The organism is Pseudomonas sp. P108 (assembly GCF_032613195.1).
In the GTDB taxonomy this organism is placed as follows: Bacteria; Pseudomonadota; Gammaproteobacteria; order Pseudomonadales; family Pseudomonadaceae; genus Aquipseudomonas.
Genome location: NZ_CP126691.1, coordinates 4,056,223 through 4,078,697, shown reverse-complemented (window position 1 = coordinate 4,078,697; position 22,475 = coordinate 4,056,223). Strand labels below are relative to the sequence as shown.

The following is a 22,475-nucleotide window of genomic DNA, read 5'->3' as shown; positions in this document are numbered from 1 at the left end:
ATGCAGATTGAAATACCTATAGATAATTTGGTGTTGGTTGATGAGCAAATATCTAGCTTTCAATCTACTATTGCTTACGATACCAAAGAGTATGTCGTGGAAGTGATTGTTAAGAGGTTCAATGAGGGGAAGCTATTTGTTCCCCAGTATCAAAGGAACTTTGTTTGGCATAATCACAGGAAATCTAAGTTTATTGAGTCTGTTCTGATGGGGTTGCCAATTCCGTTCATGTTTGGGGTTCAATGCGAAGATGGTACCGTAGAGATTCTTGATGGTGCGCAGAGAATACAAACTCTAAAGCAGTTTATAGATAATGAGCACCAACTTAAGGATCTCGATAGGTTGGATCTTCTAGATGGATTTTATTTCAAGGATCTTCCATCATCGCAACAGAATAAGTTTTTAGATCGCACCATGAGAATGGTAGTGCTTCCTGCTTCTGTGAGCTTAAGTGTTCGACTGGATATGTTTGAGCGAATCAATACCGGGAGCCAAGAACTGAAAGCTTCTGAGATTAGGCGAGGAGCTTATTCAGGTAAGTTCTCTACATTTCTGGAGCGTTGTGCTCACGATGAACAGTTTAATAAGCTTTGTCCAATATCGGAAAGTTCCAAGTCTCGTCGTGAGCGTGAAGAGTTGGTGTTGCGATATTTTGCATACAGTGATCGTTATACAGAGTTCAAACACAGTGTTAAAGGGTTCTTGAATGAGTATTTGGTTGAGATGAATTCAACAGATTATAGTGAGGAAGCGCTATGGTCCAGTTTTAAAAATATGCTAGCTTTTGTTGAGGGTTCTTTTGAAGGCGGCTTTGCTAAGTCCTCTACTGCAACATCTACTCCTAGAGTTCGGTTTGAAGCGCTGGCTATCGGGACTAATTTGGCTTTAAGGCAGAATCCTGATCTTGCCCTTATTGACGGCGGCGCGCTTACTTCGAGTAAGGAGTTTTTAGTTCTAACAACTTCTCATGGGAGTAATTCTGGGCCGCGACTTCGTGCGAGAATTGATTTTGTGAAAAATTTCATACTCAATGGGGTGATGTAGTGAATCATTTTATTGAGGAATATGAAAAAAGAAAGTTAGAGATTCGTTCATATCTGAAATTGGCATCTTTTGTTAGTGGGGATAATATTAAGCTCACAAATGATGATGGTGGCTTGCACGAGGTTAGCGCTTTAGAAGCCACTACGCTGAAGGCTACATTCTATTTGGTTCTTTATAACTTGGTTGAGGCTACGGTTAGGGAGGGGGTGCGTAGCATATATCACAAGATTAGCGATGAGGGGCTTTCTTTTCTAGATTTAAATGAAAAGCTTCAAGAGATATGGTGGTACTCTCATCATGAATCTATTACAGCGACCCCGCGTGATTCATTGATAAGTAAGGTCTATGAGGTTTATTGTCTTTGTAAGAGCGAGAGCAGTCCGGCTTTTCAAGATTTTATTGCTGGTGTTTCAGGAAACTTGGATGCTGAAGGGGTTCGCTCTGTTTGTCGAAAATACGGGATCGATACAATTGCCGACGGTCGAGATCTGAAAAGAGTAAAAGATAATAGGAATTGGCTTGCCCACGGTAACAAATCATTCTCGGAGGTTGGTAAAGACTCCACTCCATCAGAGCTAAGAGGTGCGATGGAGAAGGTTTTTGAATTCCTCGATGCCTATGTTTCTAATGTGACAGAATATCTGGTCAGTGCTAAATATTGCGTAGCTGTTTAGTTTTGGGTTGGGCTGGGGATGGTTTTGCTGATATCTATTCATCTCCAACCCTTTATTTATCAAGTTCTTTTGCTTTCTCTTAAAATTCGCTGGGCTGTCATTAGCATCTGGTGGCAAAGTTCCTTTGTGTGAGGGAACTCTGATGCCATCCAGTCGACGGGGACGAAATAGTGCTTCAGGTATTGCACGCATTCCGTGCCATCATAGGCTAAACAGAGGTAAACCTCCTGTTCAGTACCACCGATCGCTGCTGGTACAAAGACTCGTCCATCATCGGTTATACCAATGCTTCTTGCCCATTCTGGAATTTTCTTTCGCTCGGCTTGCTCTATGCTAATCCAGCGCATCTTGTTTCCTCTTTTTCAAATAAATATCAGCGATTTTATTTAATTGGTTCGTGAGTTTTAAATATCTGCAAACAAATGCAACTCCTTCCAATAAGTTTCGATGGTTCTCGAATGGACGTTAGGGCTAAGTTCTAGGTACTGCGCGTATATTTTCATATTTAAATATTTGGAGCATTATATCCCCGCTGCTCAATCACCCTAAACACATCACTTACATCCTGCACCATGATCCTAGCGATGTTAGTCACGGTGTTGATGTCATGTTCTGCGTGGTCGGAGAGGCGGATGCACGTGACGAGGTCGAGGTATTTGAGGACTGCGTTGAGGCGTTCGGCGGCGCAGGCGTGGAGGTCGCGTAGTGGTGCGTTTGCATCGATGAGGAGGACTGGGTGGTCGGTGGCTGGGTGCGACATGTGGGCGTACTGGTGGAGCGGTTTTTTGATCGTCATAGCAAAGGCCTCTCAGTAAAAATGAGCCACCGTTTTGCTGCGAAACAAGATGGGTGGCGGTTGTGAGCGGGTTCGCAGACCGAGGAGAAACCAGACTCGGCAGACTCGAAAGTCTCCCGCACACAACCGCCATAAAACGTAATGCTGGCGAATTTTGCCAGAATTGTCGCTAGACGGTGTTAGCCAATTTCTCGTTAGGGCTGCGAAACCCATCGCTGACTGTGGTCAGCGACGGACTCACTCTAGGCATCAATTTCACCAGCCACAACCGACCTGTAGGACGTGAAACCCGTACCCGTGGCGAGGGCGCTTGCTCCCGCTCGGCGACACATCCGTCGTAATTCGGGGCGTGCGGTATGTGTGGGAGAAACGGACTATCCGGTTTTGGCGCAGCTTCGCAGCCCAGCGGGAGCAAGCTCTCTCGCCACATGGGGTGTTTTCCTACGAAGTTTTCAGACATCGAAATGGTGCGAACCTTTTGGGCGATAACCATTCGTCTGGTGCACCGCACCTTCGCCGCACACCTTCTTCCAATGCTGTAACTCCCCACGCAAAGGAAGAGCCACCATGCTGAACCATAAAATCGCGGCGTTTACCCTCGCGGCGTTGCTGTCCGGCAGTTCGCTGTACGCGATCGCGGCTGGCGAAACGCCGACTCCGACAGCGAACGACGGCAACAGCCAGACGCGTGAACCGGCGTCTCCAGCCACCAATGCCGACCCGGATGCCAATTCGCTGCCCAAGGGTGGTGATGGTGGCAAGACCGACAATGGGCCGGTGCCTTCTGCCTCCAAACCCAGCCCTGCGGGTCAACCGTCCGGTAGCAGCAGTGGTGGTAACGGCGGTGGTTAAGGGATATTGCGCACTAAGAAGCCCGGTTTTTTAAGCCGGGCTTTTCTTTGTCTGTCGCAAGCATGGATATCAGTCGTTTACTTGGTTTTCCAATGCCCGCCACCATTCTCACAATCAATCCGCGCCTGGGCCAAATGCTCCACGTCGTAGTAATACGTGGTCACTTGGGCGTTGTCGGGGATGTTCAGCGCCTTGGCGTTCTTGTCTTTGCTGGTGGAGTGCGGATTGGCCAGGGATTCCTGGGTTATGGTGGCGATGCACGTGGCCTGGTAGTGATCGGCACAGTGTTCGACCTTGGTTTTAGTGCTGCTGAGCATGTCTTTGCTTTCGTTGCTGCACGACCAGTCGATTGAGTTGACCGGCATGCCTTCGTATTCATAGCAGCTGTGGGTTTCCACCGCTGGCACCGAGGCGCTGGAGGATTGGGTCTGGACGTCGCAGCCTTCGGCCATGACGCAAGTGGGAATGACGGCGAAGGTGGCGATCAGAAACAGGAAGCGAATGTTCATCGGGGTTTCCTCTCCAATGGCGCCGTGTCTGATCGGTGATTTGGCGCTGATACAGATTCGAGATTCTGTGGAGGAGGGAGGTTCCATCGGGTTTTTGATTTGCTCCCGTGGCGTACACTGCGAAACAATCGGAAACATTCAGCGCCCAAGGATTGGAACATCGCCATGATGGTTATCGGCAGCCGCAACAACGCTCCCACACCGCAACATAAAACCCACGACGTTTACATTTTCAGCCTCGACCTGTCCCGGCCGGCTACGCCTTTGTGTTTCGAGCAGTCAATAGGTGGCGGGCATGCCGAGCAGGGCGGTGCGCGGTGGTTGGCGCTGGATGAGCTGGACGCTTGGCCCGGTGAGTGGCGTGAGCATCTGAGAAAGGCGGATTGCGCCTGGGTCGCTGAGATAATCGATACCGATCCGCAAGCTGACCAAATCACCATCGTGTCGTTGATTCTTCAGCGTCATTCCGGACCAGCCAAACCAGTCGGACGGCTGAAGGCAATCGGCAACTGGCTCAAACGCAACATCCACGTCGGCGGCCGCTACGGCGTTTAACCCTCGGAGAATCCCATGACCCAGACCCTCGAACGTGCTATCGCCATCGCCGCCACGGCCCACGCCGGGCAGGTCGACAAGGGCGGTGCGCCGTACATTCTGCATCCGCTGAAAGTCATGTTACGCATGAGCACGCTGGAAGAACGCATCGTCGCCGTGCTGCACGATGTGGTTGAGGATTGCGGTGTCAGCCTCGATGACTTGCGCAAGGAAGGTTTCAGCGAAGAGGTGCTGACGGCGATTGAGTCGGTGAGCAAAGTGCCGGGCGAGTCCTACGAGGATTTCGTCGACCGCGCCGCACAGAACCCGATCGGTCGGGTGGTGAAGCTGGCGGATCTGGAAGAGAACAGCGACCTGTCGCGGATTGCCTCGCCGAGCTGGGAGGATCTGGAACGGGTCGAAAAATACCGCCGGGCAATGGGACGGTTGCGCGGTTAACAGGGGATTGCCCGCTCAGGTCATTTCCCGATCGATTTACTGCCATGCAAGGCACAGAGGGAGGAACCAAGGATGGAGTTTGCAACGATCGTTCAGCTACTGACGGTAATCGGAGTCGTCGCTGCTGCGACAAAGGTGATTCGCGAATTATCGTTTATGGGCAAAAGCCGGCTTGCGGAGGAGTACCGGGTCGCTAAAGAGGTGTTGAAGGATATTGAGCAGAATCCTGATTTACCTCTTTTGGTCAGGGAGCGCGGCTACCTGGCTATCGCGGGTACTTCGACGATCAATCCCGCCGATGTCGCGTATCTGATTTCCCTCGTTAATCCGGCCAGAAACCTCAGGGACTATGTGCTTTCCAGAAAGTACGTTGAGCTTGATGTCGAGCGCCACAGGATTGATTTCCGCCCGAAGTATAGAAAGCGTTTTTCCAGGATCTGGAGAAAAGCCTGGAGTTTCACCCTGTATATCGTGTGGTCCGCTATTGCGATGTCTCCACTCCTGTTGATCCAGCCAATGGGGCTTGAACCGAAATTCGCCTTTTGGATGGGGATCACCGTGCCGGTCGCGGGTTTCTTTGGTGTCAGCTCGTTGCTTGAATGCCTGAAGATTATCAAGGGCGAGAAGCTGGTTCAGTCACAGGAACAGCACACCCGCAGAATACTGGTTGCGCAAACACCGAAGAAACCATCGATCACGCGCCATGAAAGTACATCCTGACTCATTGGTTCAGACGACGTAAGTCACACTTTCAAGTCGATGGAGGATTGATGAAATCTATTCTGTGTTTGTTGATTGCGGCTGGTTTCGGCGCACTGTTGCAGTTCGAAGGCGTACCCCATGGCCTGCTGCTGGGTTCGATCGTCGTTACCGCATTGTTCGCCAGTAAAACCGGTATCGCCCCGGCAACCCCCTATGGACTGGGTTACATCCAGGTCACGCTGGGCATCGCCACCGGGCTCATGTTTGAAGCGTGGGACAGCGCGACGGCCTCGACGATGTTGCCGAGCCTCGGCGTGTTGCTTATCTGCCTGGCAGTGCAGATCGCATTGGCCGGATGGTGGCTGACACGCGGCGCGGGCTGGAATCGCACCGATGCGCTGTTGGCGGTTTATCCCGGTGCGCTGGCAGCAGTATTCGATTTACTCGAGTCGGAAAAGGCGTCGAGCAAGGTCATCATCGTGCACCTGATGCGCTTGCTGCTGATTACCGTGCTGGTGAGTTTCCTGATTCCCGGCCAAGCGGCCATCGCGGTTGCCGATGGTGACCCATTGACGACGGGCATGGCGCTGACCGCGTGTTCGGTGATTGCGCTGAGTGTACTGCTCGGACGCTTGCTGCTGGTGATCGGCGTGCCGGCGCCGTTCATGCTCACCGCGATCATCATCACGGCGGTGTTTGTGAAAGCGGGATGGCTGCACGGTTTTCATATGCCGGACTGGAGCCTGAATCTGGCGGCGCTGATTCTCGGCGTGCGGATCGGTTCACGTTTTCAGGGGCTGGGTGTCGCGGAGCTGGGGCGTCACGGCCGCACGGCGTTGGTCTCGGTCGGTTTGATGATCGTGGTTGCTGCAGTATTTGCTGAAGTCGCAGCACGCTGGTTGGGCAGTGATCCGCTGTCGCTGTGGCTGGCGTACATGCCAGGTGCGATTGAGACGATTGCGATTGTCGCGTTTGGTGGTGGGCTGAATGTGGTGTTTATCCTGACTCATCATTTGAGCCGGATGGTGTTGCTGCATTTTGCCCCGGCGTTGTTGGTGCAGGTGCGACGGGCGCGCGAGGAAACATGACTCGAGCTGATGCCAATGTGTTGCGGTGTGTCAGTTAGATCCATCCCCCTCACCCCAGCCCTCTCCCCCAAGGGGGCGAGGGGAAAGGGAGCCGATTGTGGGCTGTTCAAAACTTGAGTTCGGCTCGATATCCCAGGTCGGCGTAGCTCGAAAAAACAACTCGGTCAGTCCCAAGGGGGGCGAGGGGGAAGGGAGCCGATTGTGGGCTGTTCAAAACTTTAGTTCGGCTCGATATACCAGGTCGGCGTAGCTCGAAAAAACAACTCGGTCAGTCCCCTCTCCCTATGGGAGAGGGTTAGGGTGAGGGGCTTTTGCTCTACGTGGTCGATGCGGCGCTAGCGGATGTGTGCGTCGAAGCCTTCGCTATCCGGCGCGATATCGCTCTTCAACGTCAAAGCAGGGATTTCATACTCCCCCGCATTCTGCTGCCGAAACCCGATCGGCCGCGCACTCCACAATTCATCCAGCCGCCGCCCCAATTCCTCGCAAGTCTCGGTATAGCGCGCAGCGTCCATCCGACTAGTCCGATACACCACAAACGGTGGCACCACTTCAAAACCGGGGTAGTACAAAATCCCGTGTTGAATCGGAAACAGCAGATCATCCATCGGCCCATTAATCCCACGCGGCGCATAGTGCGATTCCCAGCCGCCAGTGGTGACCATCAACATCGCCCGTTTGCCTTTCATTTTCCCTTCGCCATAACGCTCGCCCCAACGACTGTCGGAATGTTCGCCGACGCCATAGGCAAAACCGTAGGCGTATACCCGATCGACCCAACCTTTGAGAATGGCGGGCATGGTGAACCACCACAGCGGAAACTGCAGAATCAGCGCATCCGCCCACAACAGTTTTTCCTGCTCGCGAGCGATGTCGGCAGCCTGGGTGCCTTCGGCGTAAGCGATTTTCGAGTCGAGGGAGGCGTGGAACGGTTTAGTCGCATCGCGCTGCGGGGCATCGTCAGCGTCGAGGCTGGCTTTCCAGTTCATTGCATAGAGGTCGGAGACCTGCACGGTGTGGCCGGCGGCTTGCAGGCGCTGGACGCTGAAGTCGCGCAGCGAGCCGTTGAGGGAAGTCGGTTCTGGATGGGCGTAAACCAGTAGCACGTTCATGTTGAAGCTCCGTTAGCTGAGTGACTGCAGGATCAGCGTTCAATCGGTATATTGGAAATGAATGTCTGATATGTCTGGTATAGCCATGAATAATTTGAGACGGCTGGATATCAATCTGTTGCTGACCCTCGATGTGTTGCTGTCGGAGCACAACGTCACCCGCGCGGCGCAGCGCCTGAACCTGTCGCAGCCTTCGGTGAGTGTGCATCTGGCCAAGTTGCGCGACATCTTTGGTGATCCGCTGTTGTTGCCCGGGCCGCGCGGCATGCGCCCGACGGCGCGCGCCGATGAATTGCGTGAACCGTTGCGCGAGGCATTGGAAGCGTTGGAGAGGGCGGTGGCGCCGGCCAGCGCGTTCGACCCGGCGCTGGCGACCCACATCTGGAAAATCGCCGCGACCGATTACGGCGAGTCAACGGTGGTGTTGCCGGCGCTGGGCGGCTTGCGCGAACAGGCGCCGGGCACGCGGCTGGCGGTGATCGATCTGACACCGGCGCATTTGGTCAAACAGGCCGAGCAGGGCGTGTTCGATCTGGCGCTGCACATCAGCGAAGACGCGCCGCCGGAGTTGCATCGACGTCCGCTGTTCACCGAGCGTTATGTGCTGGCCGGTAGAGTCGGGCATCCAGGTTTGATGCAGGCGCCGAGCCGCGAACAGTTCTGCGCGCTGGAGCACGTGATGGTGTCGCGCGAGGGCGGGGGCTTTTTCGGAGTGACCGACCGGGCGTTGGCCGATGTTGGGCTGATGAGAAAAGTGGTGTTGTCGGTGCCGCACTTTCTGATGGCGATGTCGGTGTTGGCGAGCACCGATCTGGTGGCGATGCTGCCGTCACGCCTGGTGCGCGGCAACCCGGCGTTGCAAGTGGTCGACGCGCCGCTGGAAGTGCCGGGCTACGAGATGGCGATGTTCTGGGGTGAACGTTCGCATCGCGATCCGGCGCACAAATGGCTGCGTGAGCATTTGTTGGCGTCGGTATGAGGCACTGTCAGGCGTGGCCGAGGGCAATCGCAAACGACACGACGATCATGCACGCAAACGCAAAATTGAGATTCATGAGGTGTTCATCCTGAGCCTTTTAGAGTGTGGTCATTCTGAACAGGTTGAAAGCAAAGAAAAAATTCGCCTTGTTGATTGCAAAGATCGAAACAATCGATACCTGCCGATTTGTGTTTGCGCGAGGCTTTGGTTAGTCTCGCGAAACCTGCAATTACAAGCATAAACAGGCATAACCATGCGCGATCATTCTGCGGCTGAACTGCCGTCCCTGCGTCGACAAAAAATTCTTTTGCTCCTCGAACGCGACGGCAAGGTCATGGCGTCCGAGTTGAGCCAGCACTTCGCGGTGTCCGAGGACACCATCCGCCGCGACCTCGCCGAACTGGACAACGCCGGGCTGGTGCAACGCGTGCACGGCGGGGCGCTGCCGCGTCCGAAGGATTCCGGAAAGGATTACTTCACGCGGCTGGACGAGACGGATGAGGTCAAGATCCGTTTGGCGCAAAGGGCGGCGCAGGAGATTGAAGACGGGCAGATTGTGCTGTTCGATTCCGGCTCGACCACGCTGCAGGTGGCGCGCTCGTTGCGGGCAGATATCAGCATCACGGCGGTGACGGCTTCGCCGATGACGGCGATTGCCTTGTCTGAATTCAAGGCTGTGAAAGTGATTCTCGCCGGCGGCCAGTTGAACCCGCGAACGATGGCAGCGGGTGGGCATGAGGCGCTACGACTGCTGGCCGGGATCAGGGCGGATCTGGCGATTACCGGGGTCTGTGCGATTCATCCGGAAGTGGGGATCACCTCGCTGCATTTCGATGAAGTGCCGGTGAAGCAGGCGATGCTCGATGGCGCCGCGCGGGTGATTGCGGTGACCACGGCGGATAAGTTGGGGGCGGTGGAGCCGTTTGTGGTGGCGCCGTGTTCGCGCCTGCATACGCTGATTACCGAGCGGCATCTGGCGTCGGGGAGTGTCGAGGATTACCGGCGGTTGGGGATTGTGGTCGAGCAGTTGCCGGATTGAGGTTTTGTGGTGGGCCTGATGGCCTCATCGCGAGCAGGCTCGCTCCCACATTCGAACGCGTTTCTGAGATAGAACTCGGTCAACTGTGGGAGCGAGCTTGCTCGCGAAGGGGCCGGTATATTCAACACATGTTTCAGCGTAGGCGCTCAAGCATCTGGTAATACCACATCCCGGCAGCCAACAACGGGTTACCGAGCAAATCCCCCATCGGCACGCGTATGTGCTGGCACTGGGCAAACGTATCGAACTGCTCCATCTGCCCGGTGATCGCGCGGCTCATGATTTCGCCCATGATGTGCGTCGTCGCGATGCCGTGCCCCGAGTAGCCCTGGCAATACCAGACGTTGTCCGAGAGCTTGCCCAGTTGCGGGATGCGGTTGATCACGATGCCCATCGCGCAGCTCCACTGGTAGTCGATCTGCACGCCTTTGAGCGCCGGGAAGGTTTGCTCGATACACGGGCGCAGTTCGGCGGCGATGTCCCGTGAATCCTTGCCGCTGTAATTGGCGCCGCCACCAAACAACAGGCGGCCATCGGCAGTGAGTCGGTAGTAGTCGAGGACGAAGCGGCAGTCGTACACCGCCAGATCTTCCGGGTTGATCTGCTTGGCCAGATCGCCGAGCGGCGCGGTGGTGACAATGCCGCCCATGGCCGGGAAAATCTTGCCTTTGAGCTGACCGGGTTCGAGCTTGTGATAGACGTCGCCGGCGAGCATCACTTGCTTGGCGTCGATCTGGCCGTGAGCCGTGCGAACGCCCGGCGTAGCGCCGTGAATGATCTCCAGCACTTCGCTGTTTTCGAAGATCAGCGCCCCCAGACCTTCCGCCGCCCGCGCTTCGCCGATGCACAGGTTGAGCGGGTGTAGATGCATGTTGCGCGTATTCTTGATTGCGCCGTGGTAGAGGTCGCTTTGCAGCAGGTCACGCACTTGGCTGCGGTCGAGCAGGCTGACTTCATCACCTAATCCGCGCCGTACGGCTTCTTCATAATCCTTGCGCAAGTCAGTCATGTGACTGGGCTTGTACGCCGCGTGTAAATGGCCGTGTTTGAGATCGCATTGAATGCCGTATTTCTCGACGCGTTGCTGGATGATTTCATGCCCGCGCCAGCGCAGGTGCCAGATGAAATCATCGACCTCGTCGCCGAGTTTCGAACGCATCTGTTTGCGCATCGCACCGTCACCGGAAAGGCTGCCGGTGACTTGGCCGCCATTGCGCCCGGTGGCGCCCCAGCCGATCTTGTGGCTTTCGACGATAGCGACTTTCAGGCCTTTTTCGGCGAGTTCGACAGCGGTGGCGACGCCGGTAAAGCCGCCGCCGATGATCACCACGTCGACCTTGTGCCGGCCTTGCAGGGTCGGGTAGTCGGTTTCCTGGTTGAGGGTGGCGGTGTAGTAGGAATTGCAGCGTTCGGTCATGTCAGTGTCCACACAAAATTCGGGAGTCGGAGTGCAATCCCCTGTGGGAGCGAGCCTGCTCGCGAAAGCGGCGTGTCAGTCACCCAACATGTTGAATGTGACGACGCCTTCGCGAGCAGGCTCGCTCCCACAGGTTCGGTGTCGGATCGTTAAGCTTCGGTGAGATACCAACGCCAATCCTGCTCACCCACTTCGGCCATGAACTGCCGGTACTCGGCACGCTTCACCGCCAGATACACCCCGAGAAACTCCTGCCCCAAGGCGTCCCGCGCCCACACCGAATTCTCCAGCGCCTGCAGCGAGGTCAGCCAATCGGTCGGCAGTAACTCCTTCGCCTGCGCATAACCATTGCCTTCAACCGGCGCACCCGGATCAAGGTCTTCACGAATGCCACGATGAATCCCGGCAAGGATCGCCGCCGCGGCCAGATACGGGTTGGCATCGGCGCCGCAGATGCGGTGTTCGATGTGCCGGGTGTTGGCCGGGCCGCCCGGTACGCGCAGGCTGACGGTGCGGTTGTCGACACCCCAGGTCGGCGCCAACGGTGCGTAGCTGTTGGCCTGGAAGCGCCGGTACGAGTTGGCGTTCGGGCAGAACAGCAGCAGCGAATCGAGCAAGGACGCGAGCATGCCGCCAATCGCCGTGCGCAGCAGCGGCGTGCCGGCCGGGTCTTCGGAGGCGAACAGATTGTGCCCCGCGCCATCGGCCAGACTCACGTGCATGTGCATGCCGGTGCCGGCCAGATCATCGAACGGCTTGGCCATGAAGGTCGCCTGCATGCCGTGCTTGTGGGCGATGGCTTTGACCAGCCGTTTGTAGCGCACGGCCTGGTCCATCGCCTCCAGCGCGTCACCGTGTTCAAGGGTGATTTCCACCTGACCCGGCGCGTACTCGGAGATCGCCGTGCGCGCCGGAATACCGTGCAGTTTGCAGGAGCTGTAGAGGTCGGCGAGAAACGGTTCGATCTGTTCCAGCTCACGCAAACCGTAAACCTGAGTGTGTCGCGGTCGACCACCGTCGGCGTCCAGTGCCGGTTGCGGGCGGCCGTTGTGATCGCGTTTGGCGTCGAGCAGATAGAACTCCAGTTCACACGCCATCACCGGGTAATAACCCTCGGCTTTGAGGCCGTCGATGACCTTGATCAGCAAGTGCCGAGGGTCGGCGATGCTCGCTGGCATGCCCTCGGTCGGGTGCATGCTGACCTGCACGGCGGCGGTCGGAATCTGCCGCCATGGCAGGCGCACCAGACTGCCCTCAAGGGGATAGGCGCGGCAGTCGATATCGCCGACGTCCCAGACCAGACCGGAGTTCTCGACGTCTTCACCCTGCACGGTCAGACCGAGGATGGTGCTGGGTAGCGGCCGACCGCTTTGGTACACGGCAAGCAGTTCTTCGCGGTGCAACAGCTTGCCGCGTGGCACGCCGTTGGCGTCGAGGATGAACAACTCGATCATGTCGATATCGGGGTTCTGTTCAAGGAACAGGCTTGCGTCTTCAAGGGCTGCGAATTTCATAACGATCACTCACGATGGCGCCGCACGGGCGCGCAGATTCGGGCCGGACACGACGCGGCAATAGGCGTGGCTGTCCTGGCAGGGATATCAAGAAGTAGGGGGCTGTCGCGGTTCTTTAACGGACGCGATCAGACAGACCGGGCGATATCCGGCGGGCGTGCGGAGTGACGCAGCTTGGAACGGCGCAGGGCCATGGGGAGATTGACGATACGATTCATACGCCGCCCCTGTGAGAGAGGGCGCGCAGGGTAGAGACGTTCAACGATTCTGCTTGTTGTAGTGACGTACTCATAACGCGTGTTTCCGTTGGCGGAAAACGTCGGTGGCGGGCTGAGCCGCCAACCGGTGTGCCCGGATAGTAAGGGGGAATTCCCGGGCGTGTAAACGGGAGATTCGCAGGCCACGCTTCAGCGCATCAGGTGAAAGCCCAGCCCGGCGAGGGCGCAAACGATCAACACGCTGATCACGCCGCGCTTGAAAACGAACAAAGCCAATGCTGCCGCAACAGCCAGCATCAGCGAAAACACATCCAGCGCCCCGGTAAAACCGTTCGGCCAGAACACGTGATAAGCGAAGAAACACGCCAGATTGACAATCACCCCGACCACGGCGGCAGTGATCGCCGTCAGCGGTGCGGTGAACTTCAGTTCGTTGTGCGTCGATTCCACCAACGGCCCGCCGGCGAGGATGAACAGAAACGAGGGCAGGAAGGTGAACCAGGTCACCAGCGTTGCCGCCAGCGCCCCGGCGGCAACGGCATGTTCGGGGCCGAGCGCCGGTTGCACGTAGGCACCGACGAAACCGACAAACGCCACCACCATGATCAGCGGGCCCGGCGTGGTTTCGCCGAGGGCGAGGCCGTCGATCATCTGCGTTGCCGTCAACCAGCCGTAATGCCCGACGGCGCCCTGATAGACGTAAGGCAGCACCGCGTAAGCGCCGCCAAAGGTAAGCAGCGCGGCTTTGGTGAAGAACCAGGCCATTTGCGTGAACGTGCCGTCCCAGCCGAACAGCACCGTCAGTAACGCCATCGGTAAACACCAGAGCACTGCGCCGATCAACCCCAGACGCAGCAACTTCGGCAGACTGAAACGGGCGTGTTCGGGCGCCGGCGTATCGTCGTCGATCAACGCCGCGCCGAAGGATTTCTCGCTGTTACGCGCACCTGCGTTGCTGAACCGCTGCGGCGCGAATCGTCCGCCCAGATAGCCGATCAACGCAGCCCCGAGGACGATCAAGGGGAAGGGCACATTGAAGGCGAAAATCGCCACGAACGACGCCCCGGCAATCGCCCACAGCCAGGCATTCTTCAATGCACGCGAGCCGATGCGATGCGCGGCGTGCAGCACTATCGCGGTGATTGCCGGTTTGATCCCGTAAAACACCCCGGCCACCGCTGGCACATCCCCGAAAGCGACGTACAGCCAGGACAAGGCGATCAGAATGAACAACGACGGCAACACAAACAGCACACCAGCGATGACTCCGCCCCAGGTGCGATGCAGCAGCCAGCCGATGTACGTCGCCAATTGCTGAGCCTCGGGGCCGGGCAGCAACATGCAGTAGTTGAGCGCGTGCAGGAAACGCTTTTCAGAGATCCAGCGCCGGCGCTCGACCAGCTCCTGATGCATGATCGCGATCTGCCCGGCCGGCCCGCCGAAACCGATGCAGCCGAGTTTCAGCCAGAAACGCCAGGCCTGGCGCAGGGTGACGGGATCGGGGCGGGGCAGGTTGTTCGGCGCTGTGCTCAAGCGAGACTCCGGAGTTGAATCCTGGCGGAGTGGCTATCTAACCAGACTTTCAACCCTCACCCCAGCCCTCTCCCAGAGGGAGAGGGAGCCGACCGAGGTGTCTGGCGTTTTACATCGACCTGAAAGATCGAGTCGATTATGGATTTGATGGTCACCCGAAGGGGCCGATCGAGGTGTCTGGCGTTCTCCATGACCGGAAAGATCCCATCGATTATGGATTCACCACAACTCCTTCACGTCGGCGTACTTCTGCAATATCCCCCAATCAGTCCCCTCTCCCTCGGGGCGGTCCGACGTTTCGGGAGGGCTAGGGTGAGGGGCTTTTGCTCTTCAGGCATGCGCCAGACTCCAGCGCAACGCCGCATCCCGATCGCTCTCACGGCCCTCGACCCAGTGCGAACCCTCAGGCGTAGTCTCGCGCTTCCAGAACGGCGCGCGGGTCTTGAGCACGTCCATCATGAACGCGCAGGCCTCGAACGCCATATGCCGATGCTTGCTGCTGACCCCGACAAACACGATCGGCTCACTCACCGACAACGCACCGACCCGATGCACAATCTCCACCCCCAACAGCGGCCAGCGCTCGCGGGCCTCTTCGGCGATCTGCTCGAGGGCTTTTTCGGTCATGCCCGGATAGTGCTCAAGAAACAGTTCATGCACACTCTGGCCAATATTCAGATCACGCACATAACCAATGAAATTCACCACCGCGCCCACCCGTGGATTGCGCGCGTGCAGATCAGCCGTCAACTGGCCGACGTCGAAGCTCTTGTGCTGGACTCGAATAGCCATCGATCACCCCCCGGTCACTGGCGGGAAAAAAGCGATCTCATCGAAATCTTCAATCACCTGACTCGGCTGACACAGCTCCTGATTCACCGCGCACATCAGGTTGCTGGCACCGAGTACTTCGCGCCACAACTCACCGCGCTGCATCAGCATCTGCCGGACATCTTCAACACTGCCCAAAGCCTCAGTCAGCGGGATTTTTTCACCACCGAGATTGAGCCGGTCACGGTAGCTGGCGAAGTAGTTGATCAGGATCATTGCGCGTCCTCCCATTGAAAGTGGCCGGAGCGTCCGCCCTGTTTGCTGAGCAGGCGGATGTCGCCAATCACCATCGCCCGGTCCACCGCTTTGCACATGTCGTAAATGGTCAGCGCGGCGACGCTGGCGGCAGTCAACGCTTCGAGTTCGACGCCGGTCTGGCCGGTGAGGCGACAGGTGCTGGTGATCTGCACCCGGTCAGGTTCGCAGGCCTTGAGTTCGACGTGAATCGAACTGAGCAACAGCGCATGGCACAGCGGGATCAGTTCATGAGTGCGCTTGGCCGCTTGTATTCCGGCAATCCGCGCCACCGCGAAGACATCGCCTTTCGGATGACCGTTGGCCTGAATCATCTGCAGGGTTTGCGGGCGCATCTGCACCCAGGCTTGCGCGCTGGCTTCGCGGCGGGTCGCGGCTTTATCGCTGACGTCGACCATGTTGGCGCGGCCCTGATCGTCGAGGTGGGTGAGGGTGTGGCTCATGCGGAATACTCCTGGATCGGGCTGTAAATTCGCGGGGCGTTGCGGTGCGGCACATGGATCAGATTAAGTCGGTGCTTGAGCGCCCAACGCACGGTCAACGCGGTAGGTGCCGAAAGACTGACGAGGGTGCCGAGGCGCGCACGCACGGCTTTGTGAATCAGTTCGAGGCTGCAACGGCTGGTGACCACGACGAAGCCTTCAGCCGCATCGATGGCGTCGATCTGCATCGCGCCGATCAGCTTGTCGAGGGCGTTGTGGCGGCCGATGTCTTCGCGGCACAGCAGCGCTTCACCGTCGGCGCCGAAGTACAGCGCGGCGTGCAGGGCGCCGCTGCTGCGCGCCAGTTGCTGGGCCTGTTCGATGCGTTGGCGAATGCCGTCGAAATGCTCAGCCGGCGGCAGCGGTGAAGGTTGCAGAATTTGCAGTTGCGGCAACGCCTGTTCCAGCGCTTCGACGCCGCAGATGCCGCAGCCACTGGTGCCGGTCATTTGCCGCCGGTGATCCTTCAAGGCCCAGAACGCCCGGCTGGAAATCTGCACCTCGGCCTGACAGGCCTGATCGAAATGCGTGAGGCGGATGTCGTAGATCTCGTCGACGCTGTCGATGATCGCGTTGCTCAAACTGAAGCCACGGATGAAGTCTTCGAGGTTGCCGGGCGAGACCATCATCACTGCCTGGCTCAGGCCGTTGTAGCTGATGGCGAGGGCGATTTCCGAGGCCAGCGCTGCGTGGGAGAGGGCGGCATCCGGCAGGTATTCGCGAAACGCCACCTGCGCCGGTTGCGGTGCTGGAGCGTTGGGTTCGCTGGTGGATTCTGTGACGGTTTCGACTTGGCAGAGCATCTTGAAAGTCCCGAGGCGCTGAAGAGTGTTCAGGCTACGGGGGCGTTAAAAATGCGTCCAATCGCTTGTTCCGATGTGGTGATTGCTTTGGTCGATCAACCAAAATATGTGTTGTCGGGTCAGGCCCCATCGCGAGCAGGCTCACTCCTACATTTGGAATGCGTTCCCCTGTAGGAGCGAGCCTGCTCGCGAAGGCGGTCTGACATCCAACATCAATTATTCAGCGGGCACTTCTACCCCAAACAACTTCCGCGCCTCGGCAAAACACTTCTCGGCAATCGCCGAGCGCGGTTCGGTCTTGCGCATCACCAGCCCCAGCGGCGCCAGCACACTGGCATCCGGCAACTGCATGAACGACAGGTGCTCGATCGGCTCCTCAAGCCCGCTGTCCAGCGGCATGATCGCGCAGCAGAAGCCTTGGTGAATCGCCTGCAACAGCTGATAGGTCGAATCGCTTTCCATGATCGGCTGTGGACTGAGGCCACGGCTGCGGAAACTCAAATCGATGGATTTACGATAATGCATGCCGGCGGTGATCATCCCCAGCGGCAATTCGGCGGCGTCTTCCCAGCTCATTTCCGAGCCTTCGAAATGGAAATGGCGGTTGTCGTAAAGCAAGCCGACGCGGGTTTCGCCGATCTCGAAAAACTCGAAATAGTTCGGGTTGACGTGATCGAGGTAGCACACGCCGAGATCAAGCTGATTGTTGCCCAGCCCGGCAATGATCTCGTCGGAGCTGAGCGACGACAGGCTGAACTTCAACTCCGGATACGTCCCCGACAACCCCTGAATGTAATTGACCGGGTTGAAGCTGCTCAGCGGCACCAGACCCAGACGCAGACTACCGACCAATTGCCCGCGACACGCCGCCGCTTCGGCAAACAAGCCATCGTGTGCCGCCAGCAAGGTGCGCGCCCAGGCCAGCACGCGCTCGCCAGCCTGGGTGAAACCTTCAAAGCGCTGGCCACGGTTGACCAGCACCAGATCCAGTTCGTCTTCCAGATTGCGCAGGCGCATCGACAACGTCGGTTGGGTGATGTGGCAGCGTGCGGCGGCCTGGCCGAAGTGGCGGGTTTCGTCCAGTGCGATCAGGAACTTGAGTTGTTTGATGTCCACGATGGCACCTGCTCGATGAGGATTTTTTGATTGAGTATTGACGCAGATGCGCGAGGCGCACGAAAAGCGCAGGGTGCGACGATCTCATCTGAACGGTTGTTCGTCCAATCGGAAGTGTTTAAGGGACTATCGATCGGCTCTATCAGGCCCGGTTTCACTGGCCCTGAACAACGTGAAAGGCACCGATAGAGGCGGTCGATAATGTGGTTGGCCAGAGTGATTAGACAGTACTCATAAGTGGCACTTAGGCTGCTCGGCAATGTTGATTGACTGCTGCCGGAGAACTGCCATGAGCGCCAAAGCCGATGCCCTGTTTGTCCCCCTGAATATTGCCGTACTGACGGTCAGCGATACGCGCGATTACGCCAGCGATACGTCCGGCCAGTTGCTGGTCAGTCGTTTGCTGGAAGCCGGGCACACCTTGAGTGAGCGCAACTTGCTCAAGGACGATCTGTACAAGATCCGCGCTCAGGTAGCGAACTGGATCGCCGACGAAGGCATTCAGGTGGTGCTGATCACCGGTGGTACCGGGTTTACCGGTCGCGACAGTACGCCGGAAGCGGTGGCTTGTTTGTTCGATAAACAGATCGACGGTTTCGGTGAGCTGTTCCGGGCGATTTCGATTCTGGATATCGGCACGTCCACCGTGCAAAGCCGCGCGCTGGCCGGGCTGTCGAACGACACGCTGGTGTGCTGCCTGCCGGGTTCGACCGGTGCTTGCCGTACGGCGTGGGAAGGCATTCTTGCCGAGCAGCTGGATAACCGTCATCGCCCGTGCAACTTCGTTCCGCACCTGAAAGCCGTGCAGGCCTGCGGCACTCGCGGATGAGCCGGGCACCGTTGATGCCGGTCGAGGACGCACTCGACCAGTTGCTCGGCATGGCCAATGAGCAACGTCTGGCCGACAGCGAACTGCTGGCGCTCGACGATGCGCGTGGGCGGGTGCTGGCCAGTGATCTGGTGGCGACCCTCGACTTGCCGCCGTGGCCGAACAGCGCCATGGACGGTTACGCGCTCAATCTCGCCGATCTGCACCGACAGCCGCTGCAGGTCTCACAGAAGGTTTACGCCGGGCTGGCGCCGGACATGTTGCTGCCCGGCACCTGCGCACGGATTTTTACCGGCGCACCGCTGCCGCCCGGCGCCACCTGCGTCGAGATGCAGGAGAACGTCGAAGTGCTGGGGGACGGCCGCGTGCGCTTCTTGCAGCCGCTGAAGGCGGGGCAGAATATCCGCGGGCAAGGTCAGGAAAATCGCGTCGGCGACATCCTGCTGCGCGCCGGCAAGCGTCTTGGGCCGTTCGAACTGGCGGTCGCCGCCGGGCAAGGGCTGGCGCAACTGCACGTGGTGCGTCGCCCGCGTGTGGCGCTGCTGTCGACCGGTGATGAACTGGTCGAACCGGGTCAGCCGCTGCGCCCCGGCAGCATCTACAACAGCAACCGCGTATTGCTCGGCCACTGGTTGCGGGAGTTGGGCTGCGAGGTGATCGACGCCGGCATCCTCCCGGATCGCCCGGCGCAGACGCGGCTCAAACTTGAGCAACTGCAAGTGAGCGCGGATCTGATTCTGACCACGGGCGGCGTGTCTGCCGGCGATGCCGATTGCCTCGGGCAGGTGCTGCGCGACAACGGCAAACCGCTGTTGTGGAAACTCGCGATCAAGCCAGGCAAGCCACTGACGGTCGGGCATTTCGGCACGGTGCCGGTGATTGGTTTGCCGGGCAATCCGACGTCGGCGCTGGTGACGTTCGGGTTGTTGGCGCGGCCGTATCTGCTGCGCGTACAAGGTGTCGAAGACGTCACGCCGCTGAGTTTTACGGTCAACGCGGGCTTCGATTGGCACAAGGCTGGCAGCCGTCGTGAATACCTGCGGGTGAAGCTGGAAGCAGGGCACGCAGTGCTTTATCCCAATCAAAGCTCCGGCGTCCTGCTCGGCGCCACCTGGGCCGATGGCCTGGTGGAAATCCCTGAGAACAGCCCGCACAACGCCGGCGATCCGCTGCGCTTCATCCCGTTCAACGAACTCTTCTGACCTCACCACCAATCAAAACTGTGGGAGCGAGCCTGCTCGCGAATGCGAAGTGTCAGTCAACATTGATTTTGGCTGATAGGGCCCCTTCGCGAGCAGGCTCGCTCCCACAATGGATTTGGCGCTCATCAATACTCGGGTGTGAATGCAAAACCTGTAGGAGTGAGCCTGCTCGCGATGACGGAGGGTCAGTCGACGAAGATGTTGACTGCACCGGCGCTATCGCGAGCAGGCGAAGGCCTACAATGGTTTTGTGGTGCTCAACAATATCCGCGGTGTACGCAAAACCTGTGGGAGCGAGCCTGCTCGCGAATGCGAAGTGTCAGTCAACATTGATTTTGGCTGATAGGGCCCCTTCGCGAGCAGGCTCGCTCCCACAATGGCTTTATGGCGCTCATCAATATCCGGGTGTGAATGCAAAACCTGTAGGAGTGAGCCTGCTCGCGATGGCGGAGGGTCAGTCGACGAAGATGTTGACTGGGCCGGCGCTATCGCGAGCAGGCTCGCTCCCACAGGGTTTCGGGGTGTATGGAGAGAAGGATCAGCTCAGCACATAGTCAACCGGCTTCAGCGCCGGCGGTACGTCTGCGCCCAGTTCGCTGAGGATATCGCGTTCGATGGTGCGCACCAGTGCATCGGTCGGCAGGTCGTTTTCATCGCGGCCGAACGGGTCTTCCAGCTCATCGGCAATCGCATCCAGGCCAAAGAACGTGTAGCTGACAATCGCCGTGAACAGCGGCGTCAGCCAGCCCAGCGGTTCCGCCATGGCGAACGGCAGCAGGATGCAGAACAGATAAATCGTCCGGTGCAGCAACAGCGTGTAGGGAAATGGTAGTGGCGTGGTTTTGATCCGTTCACATACCGCTTGCGCCTGGGTCAGGCTGGTCAGGTGATTGGCCAGCAACATGTAGCGCCACTCAGTCAGCTCACCGTTTTGATGCAGATCGGAACACTGCTGGCCGACCGTTTGCAGAATGCGCCCACTGTAATCCGGCGTCTGTGGATCGGGTTTGGGCATGATCCATTGGCTGCTCGCATCGGCCTCGCTTTCCTTGCGTAATCGCGCGTTCAACGCATGGGCAAAGCCGCACAGGTTGAGCAACAACGGCTTGCGCTCAGCCGATTCACGAAGCACATGGGTTTCACGGATCACCGAGCGAATGTGCACGATCACTTCGCCCCAGGCCTTGCGCGCCTCGTACCAGCGGTCATAGCAGGCATTGTTGCGAAAATTCATGAAGATCGACAGCGACAAACCGAGCAAGGTAAACGGCGTGGCGTTGACCTTGGTGAAATTGCTCGGATGGAGGATTTCCACCAGCACGATAGCCGAAGCGAGCAGGGTGACCATCAACGTGCGCAGGGCGATGCGCTTGGCGATCGAACCCTTGAGGGTGAAGAGAATGGCGAACTGGTTGACCTTGGGTCTGATGATCATGCTATGCGGTTCCGATAACCCTTGGAAGGGGCGGTCTAGCCGCCCGTCATGTTCATGAAGCGCACGACCTGAACATCATCGTTCACTTCGAAATTATGCCGATACGGCTTGAGTTTCATCGCCTCGACAATGGCTTTCTCCAGCCGCTGCGGTTGCCCCGGGTGGGCGCGCAGCAGCGCTTTCAGATCCACCGAATGCTCGTTACCCAGACACAGTAGCAGGCGCCCTTCAACGGTGAGGCGTACGCGGTTGCAGGTGCCGCAAAAGTTGTGGCTGTGCGGTGAGATAAAGCCCAGGCGAATCTCCGGCGCCTCGGCCAGCCGCCAGTAGCGCGACGGGCCTTGCGTCGACTCCGCCGAGTCGATCAGGGTATAGCGTTCGGCAATCTTTTCGCGCACCTGGGCGCTGGAGAAAAATGACTCGGCACGACTGTGTTCACTGATGATCCCCAGCGGCATCTCTTCGATGAAAGAGACGTCGAGCTGACGATCAATGGCGAAGCTGACCAGATCGTTGATCTCTTGATCATTACGGCCCTGCATCACCACCACGTTGAGTTTAGTGCGGGTAAAACCGGCCTTGCGCGCGGCATCGATGCCGTTGATCACCTGCGCCAGATCGCCCGTGCGGGTCATCTGCTTGAAGCGCTGCGCATCGAGGCTGTCGAGGCTGATGTTCAGGCGTTTGACCCCGGCGTCGAACAACGGCGCGGCGAGTTTGCCGAGCTGCGAGCCGTTGGTGGTCATGCACAACTCGCGCAGGCCGGGCAGGGCGGCGATCTGCTCGCACAGCTTGACCACGCCCGGACGGATCAGCGGCTCGCCACCGGTGAGGCGAATCTTGCGCGTGCCGAGCGCCACAAAGCTCTGTGCCAGTTGGTAGATTTCCTCCAGCGTCAGCACCTGCTGCCGTGGCAGAAACTGCATGTCTTCGGCCATGCAATAGACGCAGCGGAAGTCGCAGCGGTCGGTCACCGACATGCGCAGATAGTCGACGCGGCGGTTGTAACCATCGATCAAGACACGCTCTGACATGACAGCCTCGCAGGAATG

25 protein-coding genes are annotated in these 22,475 nt (G+C 58.1%); 11 read left to right on the top strand and 14 right to left on the bottom strand.

Annotation, left to right across the window (positions count from 1 at the left end; genetic code table 11):
- Both QOM10_RS17805 and QOM10_RS17800 read left to right on the top strand, forming a co-directional pair.
- On the top strand, positions 1-1,044 hold the full coding sequence (locus tag QOM10_RS17805) for a DUF262 domain-containing protein (RefSeq protein ID WP_316916660.1): 1,044 nt from the start codon (positions 1-3) through the stop codon (positions 1,042-1,044).
- Positions 1,044-1,718 carry an MAE_28990/MAE_18760 family HEPN-like nuclease gene (locus QOM10_RS17800; protein WP_127928690.1) on the top strand — a complete coding sequence of 225 codons (675 nt, stop codon included), beginning with the start codon at positions 1,044-1,046 and terminating at the stop codon, positions 1,716-1,718. Before QOM10_RS17805 ends, QOM10_RS17800 begins: the two co-directional genes overlap by 1 nt.
- Before the next feature lie 59 nt (positions 1,719-1,777).
- Here the strand turns inward: QOM10_RS17800 and QOM10_RS17795 are convergent, their stop codons facing one another.
- Positions 1,778-2,065: a hypothetical protein gene (locus tag QOM10_RS17795; protein ID WP_127928688.1), complete on the bottom strand. Its 288-nt coding sequence runs from the start codon at positions 2,063-2,065 to the stop codon at positions 1,778-1,780.
- 158 nt (positions 2,066-2,223) lie between these two features.
- Positions 2,224-2,514, bottom strand: a complete 291-nt coding sequence (locus tag QOM10_RS17790) for a fructose-bisphosphate aldolase (protein WP_127928686.1) — start codon at positions 2,512-2,514, stop codon at positions 2,224-2,226.
- 567 nt (positions 2,515-3,081) lie between these two features.
- Between QOM10_RS17790 and QOM10_RS17785 the strand changes: the two genes are divergently transcribed.
- Positions 3,082-3,366, top strand: coding sequence for a hypothetical protein (locus QOM10_RS17785; RefSeq protein ID WP_127928684.1), 285 nt, complete (start codon positions 3,082-3,084; stop codon positions 3,364-3,366).
- Positions 3,367-3,443: 77 nt separating this feature from the next.
- Here the strand turns inward: QOM10_RS17785 and QOM10_RS17780 are convergent, their stop codons facing one another.
- The gene (locus QOM10_RS17780; RefSeq protein ID WP_316916659.1) at positions 3,444-3,875 is read right to left on the bottom strand and encodes a hypothetical protein; all 432 of its coding nucleotides are present in this window, start codon (positions 3,873-3,875) and stop codon (positions 3,444-3,446) included.
- Positions 3,876-4,040: 165 nt separating this feature from the next.
- Here QOM10_RS17780 and QOM10_RS17775 point away from each other — a divergent pair, with 165 nt between their 5' ends.
- The 4 genes from QOM10_RS17775 to QOM10_RS17760 all read left to right on the top strand — a co-directional run bounded on the left by QOM10_RS17775 (position 4,041) and on the right by QOM10_RS17760 (position 6,658).
- Positions 4,041-4,430 carry a hypothetical protein gene (locus QOM10_RS17775; RefSeq protein ID WP_127928680.1) on the top strand — a complete coding sequence of 130 codons (390 nt, stop codon included), beginning with the start codon at positions 4,041-4,043 and terminating at the stop codon, positions 4,428-4,430.
- A gap of 15 nt (positions 4,431-4,445) precedes the next feature.
- Positions 4,446-4,868 carry an HD domain-containing protein gene (locus QOM10_RS17770; RefSeq protein WP_127928678.1) on the top strand — a complete coding sequence of 141 codons (423 nt, stop codon included), beginning with the start codon at positions 4,446-4,448 and terminating at the stop codon, positions 4,866-4,868.
- 72 nt (positions 4,869-4,940) lie between these two features.
- Positions 4,941-5,588, top strand: coding sequence for a hypothetical protein (locus tag QOM10_RS17765; protein WP_150650431.1), 648 nt, complete (start codon positions 4,941-4,943; stop codon positions 5,586-5,588).
- 50 nt (positions 5,589-5,638) lie between these two features.
- Positions 5,639-6,658: an AbrB family transcriptional regulator gene (locus tag QOM10_RS17760; protein WP_127928674.1), complete on the top strand. Its 1,020-nt coding sequence runs from the start codon at positions 5,639-5,641 to the stop codon at positions 6,656-6,658.
- A 335-nt stretch (positions 6,659-6,993) separates the two neighbouring features.
- Here QOM10_RS17760 and QOM10_RS17755 read toward each other — a convergent pair whose 3' ends face one another.
- Positions 6,994-7,770, bottom strand: coding sequence for an NAD(P)H-dependent oxidoreductase (locus QOM10_RS17755; RefSeq protein ID WP_127928672.1), 777 nt, complete (start codon positions 7,768-7,770; stop codon positions 6,994-6,996).
- Between the two features lie 85 nt (positions 7,771-7,855).
- Between QOM10_RS17755 and QOM10_RS17750 the strand changes: the two genes are divergently transcribed.
- Together QOM10_RS17750 and QOM10_RS17745 are read left to right on the top strand one after the other, a co-directional pair.
- Positions 7,856-8,749 (top strand): LysR family transcriptional regulator, encoded by an 894-nt coding sequence (locus tag QOM10_RS17750; protein ID WP_316916658.1) that lies wholly within the window; start codon positions 7,856-7,858, stop codon positions 8,747-8,749.
- Positions 8,750-9,002: 253 nt separating this feature from the next.
- Positions 9,003-9,788: a DeoR/GlpR family DNA-binding transcription regulator gene (locus QOM10_RS17745; protein WP_316916657.1), complete on the top strand. Its 786-nt coding sequence runs from the start codon at positions 9,003-9,005 to the stop codon at positions 9,786-9,788.
- Positions 9,789-9,921: 133 nt separating this feature from the next.
- Here the strand turns inward: QOM10_RS17745 and QOM10_RS17740 are convergent, their stop codons facing one another.
- The 8 genes from QOM10_RS17740 to QOM10_RS17705 form a co-directional block, all read right to left on the bottom strand.
- The gene (locus QOM10_RS17740) at positions 9,922-11,205 is read right to left on the bottom strand and encodes an FAD-binding oxidoreductase (protein WP_316916656.1); all 1,284 of its coding nucleotides are present in this window, start codon (positions 11,203-11,205) and stop codon (positions 9,922-9,924) included.
- Positions 11,206-11,354: 149 nt separating this feature from the next.
- Positions 11,355-12,719 carry a glutamine synthetase family protein gene (locus QOM10_RS17735; protein ID WP_160040808.1) on the bottom strand — a complete coding sequence of 455 codons (1,365 nt, stop codon included), beginning with the start codon at positions 12,717-12,719 and terminating at the stop codon, positions 11,355-11,357.
- Positions 12,720-13,126: 407 nt separating this feature from the next.
- Positions 13,127-14,470, bottom strand: coding sequence for a chromate efflux transporter (chrA, locus tag QOM10_RS17730; protein WP_316916655.1), 1,344 nt, complete (start codon positions 14,468-14,470; stop codon positions 13,127-13,129).
- Positions 14,471-14,800: 330 nt separating this feature from the next.
- Positions 14,801-15,262 carry a molybdopterin synthase catalytic subunit MoaE gene (gene moaE, locus QOM10_RS17725; RefSeq protein WP_316916654.1) on the bottom strand — a complete coding sequence of 154 codons (462 nt, stop codon included), beginning with the start codon at positions 15,260-15,262 and terminating at the stop codon, positions 14,801-14,803.
- 3 nt (positions 15,263-15,265) lie between these two features.
- On the bottom strand, positions 15,266-15,517 hold the full coding sequence (locus QOM10_RS17720; RefSeq protein WP_093440717.1) for a MoaD/ThiS family protein: 252 nt from the start codon (positions 15,515-15,517) through the stop codon (positions 15,266-15,268).
- Positions 15,514-15,999, bottom strand: coding sequence for a cyclic pyranopterin monophosphate synthase MoaC (moaC, locus tag QOM10_RS17715; protein ID WP_127928660.1), 486 nt, complete (start codon positions 15,997-15,999; stop codon positions 15,514-15,516). Before moaC ends, QOM10_RS17720 begins: the two co-directional genes overlap by 4 nt.
- Positions 15,996-16,841, bottom strand: coding sequence for a formate dehydrogenase accessory sulfurtransferase FdhD (fdhD, locus tag QOM10_RS17710; RefSeq protein WP_127928658.1), 846 nt, complete (start codon positions 16,839-16,841; stop codon positions 15,996-15,998). The genes moaC and fdhD overlap by 4 nt, the downstream gene beginning before the upstream one ends.
- A 216-nt stretch (positions 16,842-17,057) precedes the next feature.
- Positions 17,058-17,957, bottom strand: a complete 900-nt coding sequence (locus QOM10_RS17705; RefSeq protein WP_095124581.1) for a LysR family transcriptional regulator — start codon at positions 17,955-17,957, stop codon at positions 17,058-17,060.
- A 289-nt stretch (positions 17,958-18,246) separates the two neighbouring features.
- Between QOM10_RS17705 and moaB the strand changes: the two genes are divergently transcribed.
- Together moaB and glp are read left to right on the top strand one after the other, a co-directional pair.
- Complete coding sequence (gene moaB, locus QOM10_RS17700; RefSeq protein WP_316916653.1) at positions 18,247-18,786, top strand: molybdenum cofactor biosynthesis protein B; 540 nt, start codon at positions 18,247-18,249, stop codon at positions 18,784-18,786.
- Positions 18,783-19,988, top strand: coding sequence for a gephyrin-like molybdotransferase Glp (gene glp / locus QOM10_RS17695; RefSeq protein WP_316918390.1), 1,206 nt, complete (start codon positions 18,783-18,785; stop codon positions 19,986-19,988). Before moaB ends, glp begins: the two co-directional genes overlap by 4 nt.
- 538 nt (positions 19,989-20,526) lie before the next feature.
- Here the strand turns inward: glp and QOM10_RS17690 are convergent.
- Together QOM10_RS17690 and moaA are read right to left on the bottom strand one after the other, a co-directional pair.
- Positions 20,527-21,423, bottom strand: a complete 897-nt coding sequence (locus QOM10_RS17690) for a bestrophin family protein (RefSeq protein ID WP_316916652.1) — start codon at positions 21,421-21,423, stop codon at positions 20,527-20,529.
- Between the two features lie 35 nt (positions 21,424-21,458).
- Positions 21,459-22,457 (bottom strand): GTP 3',8-cyclase MoaA, encoded by a 999-nt coding sequence (moaA, locus tag QOM10_RS17685; protein WP_316916651.1) that lies wholly within the window; start codon positions 22,455-22,457, stop codon positions 21,459-21,461.
- Positions 22,458-22,475 lie beyond the last annotated feature (18 nt).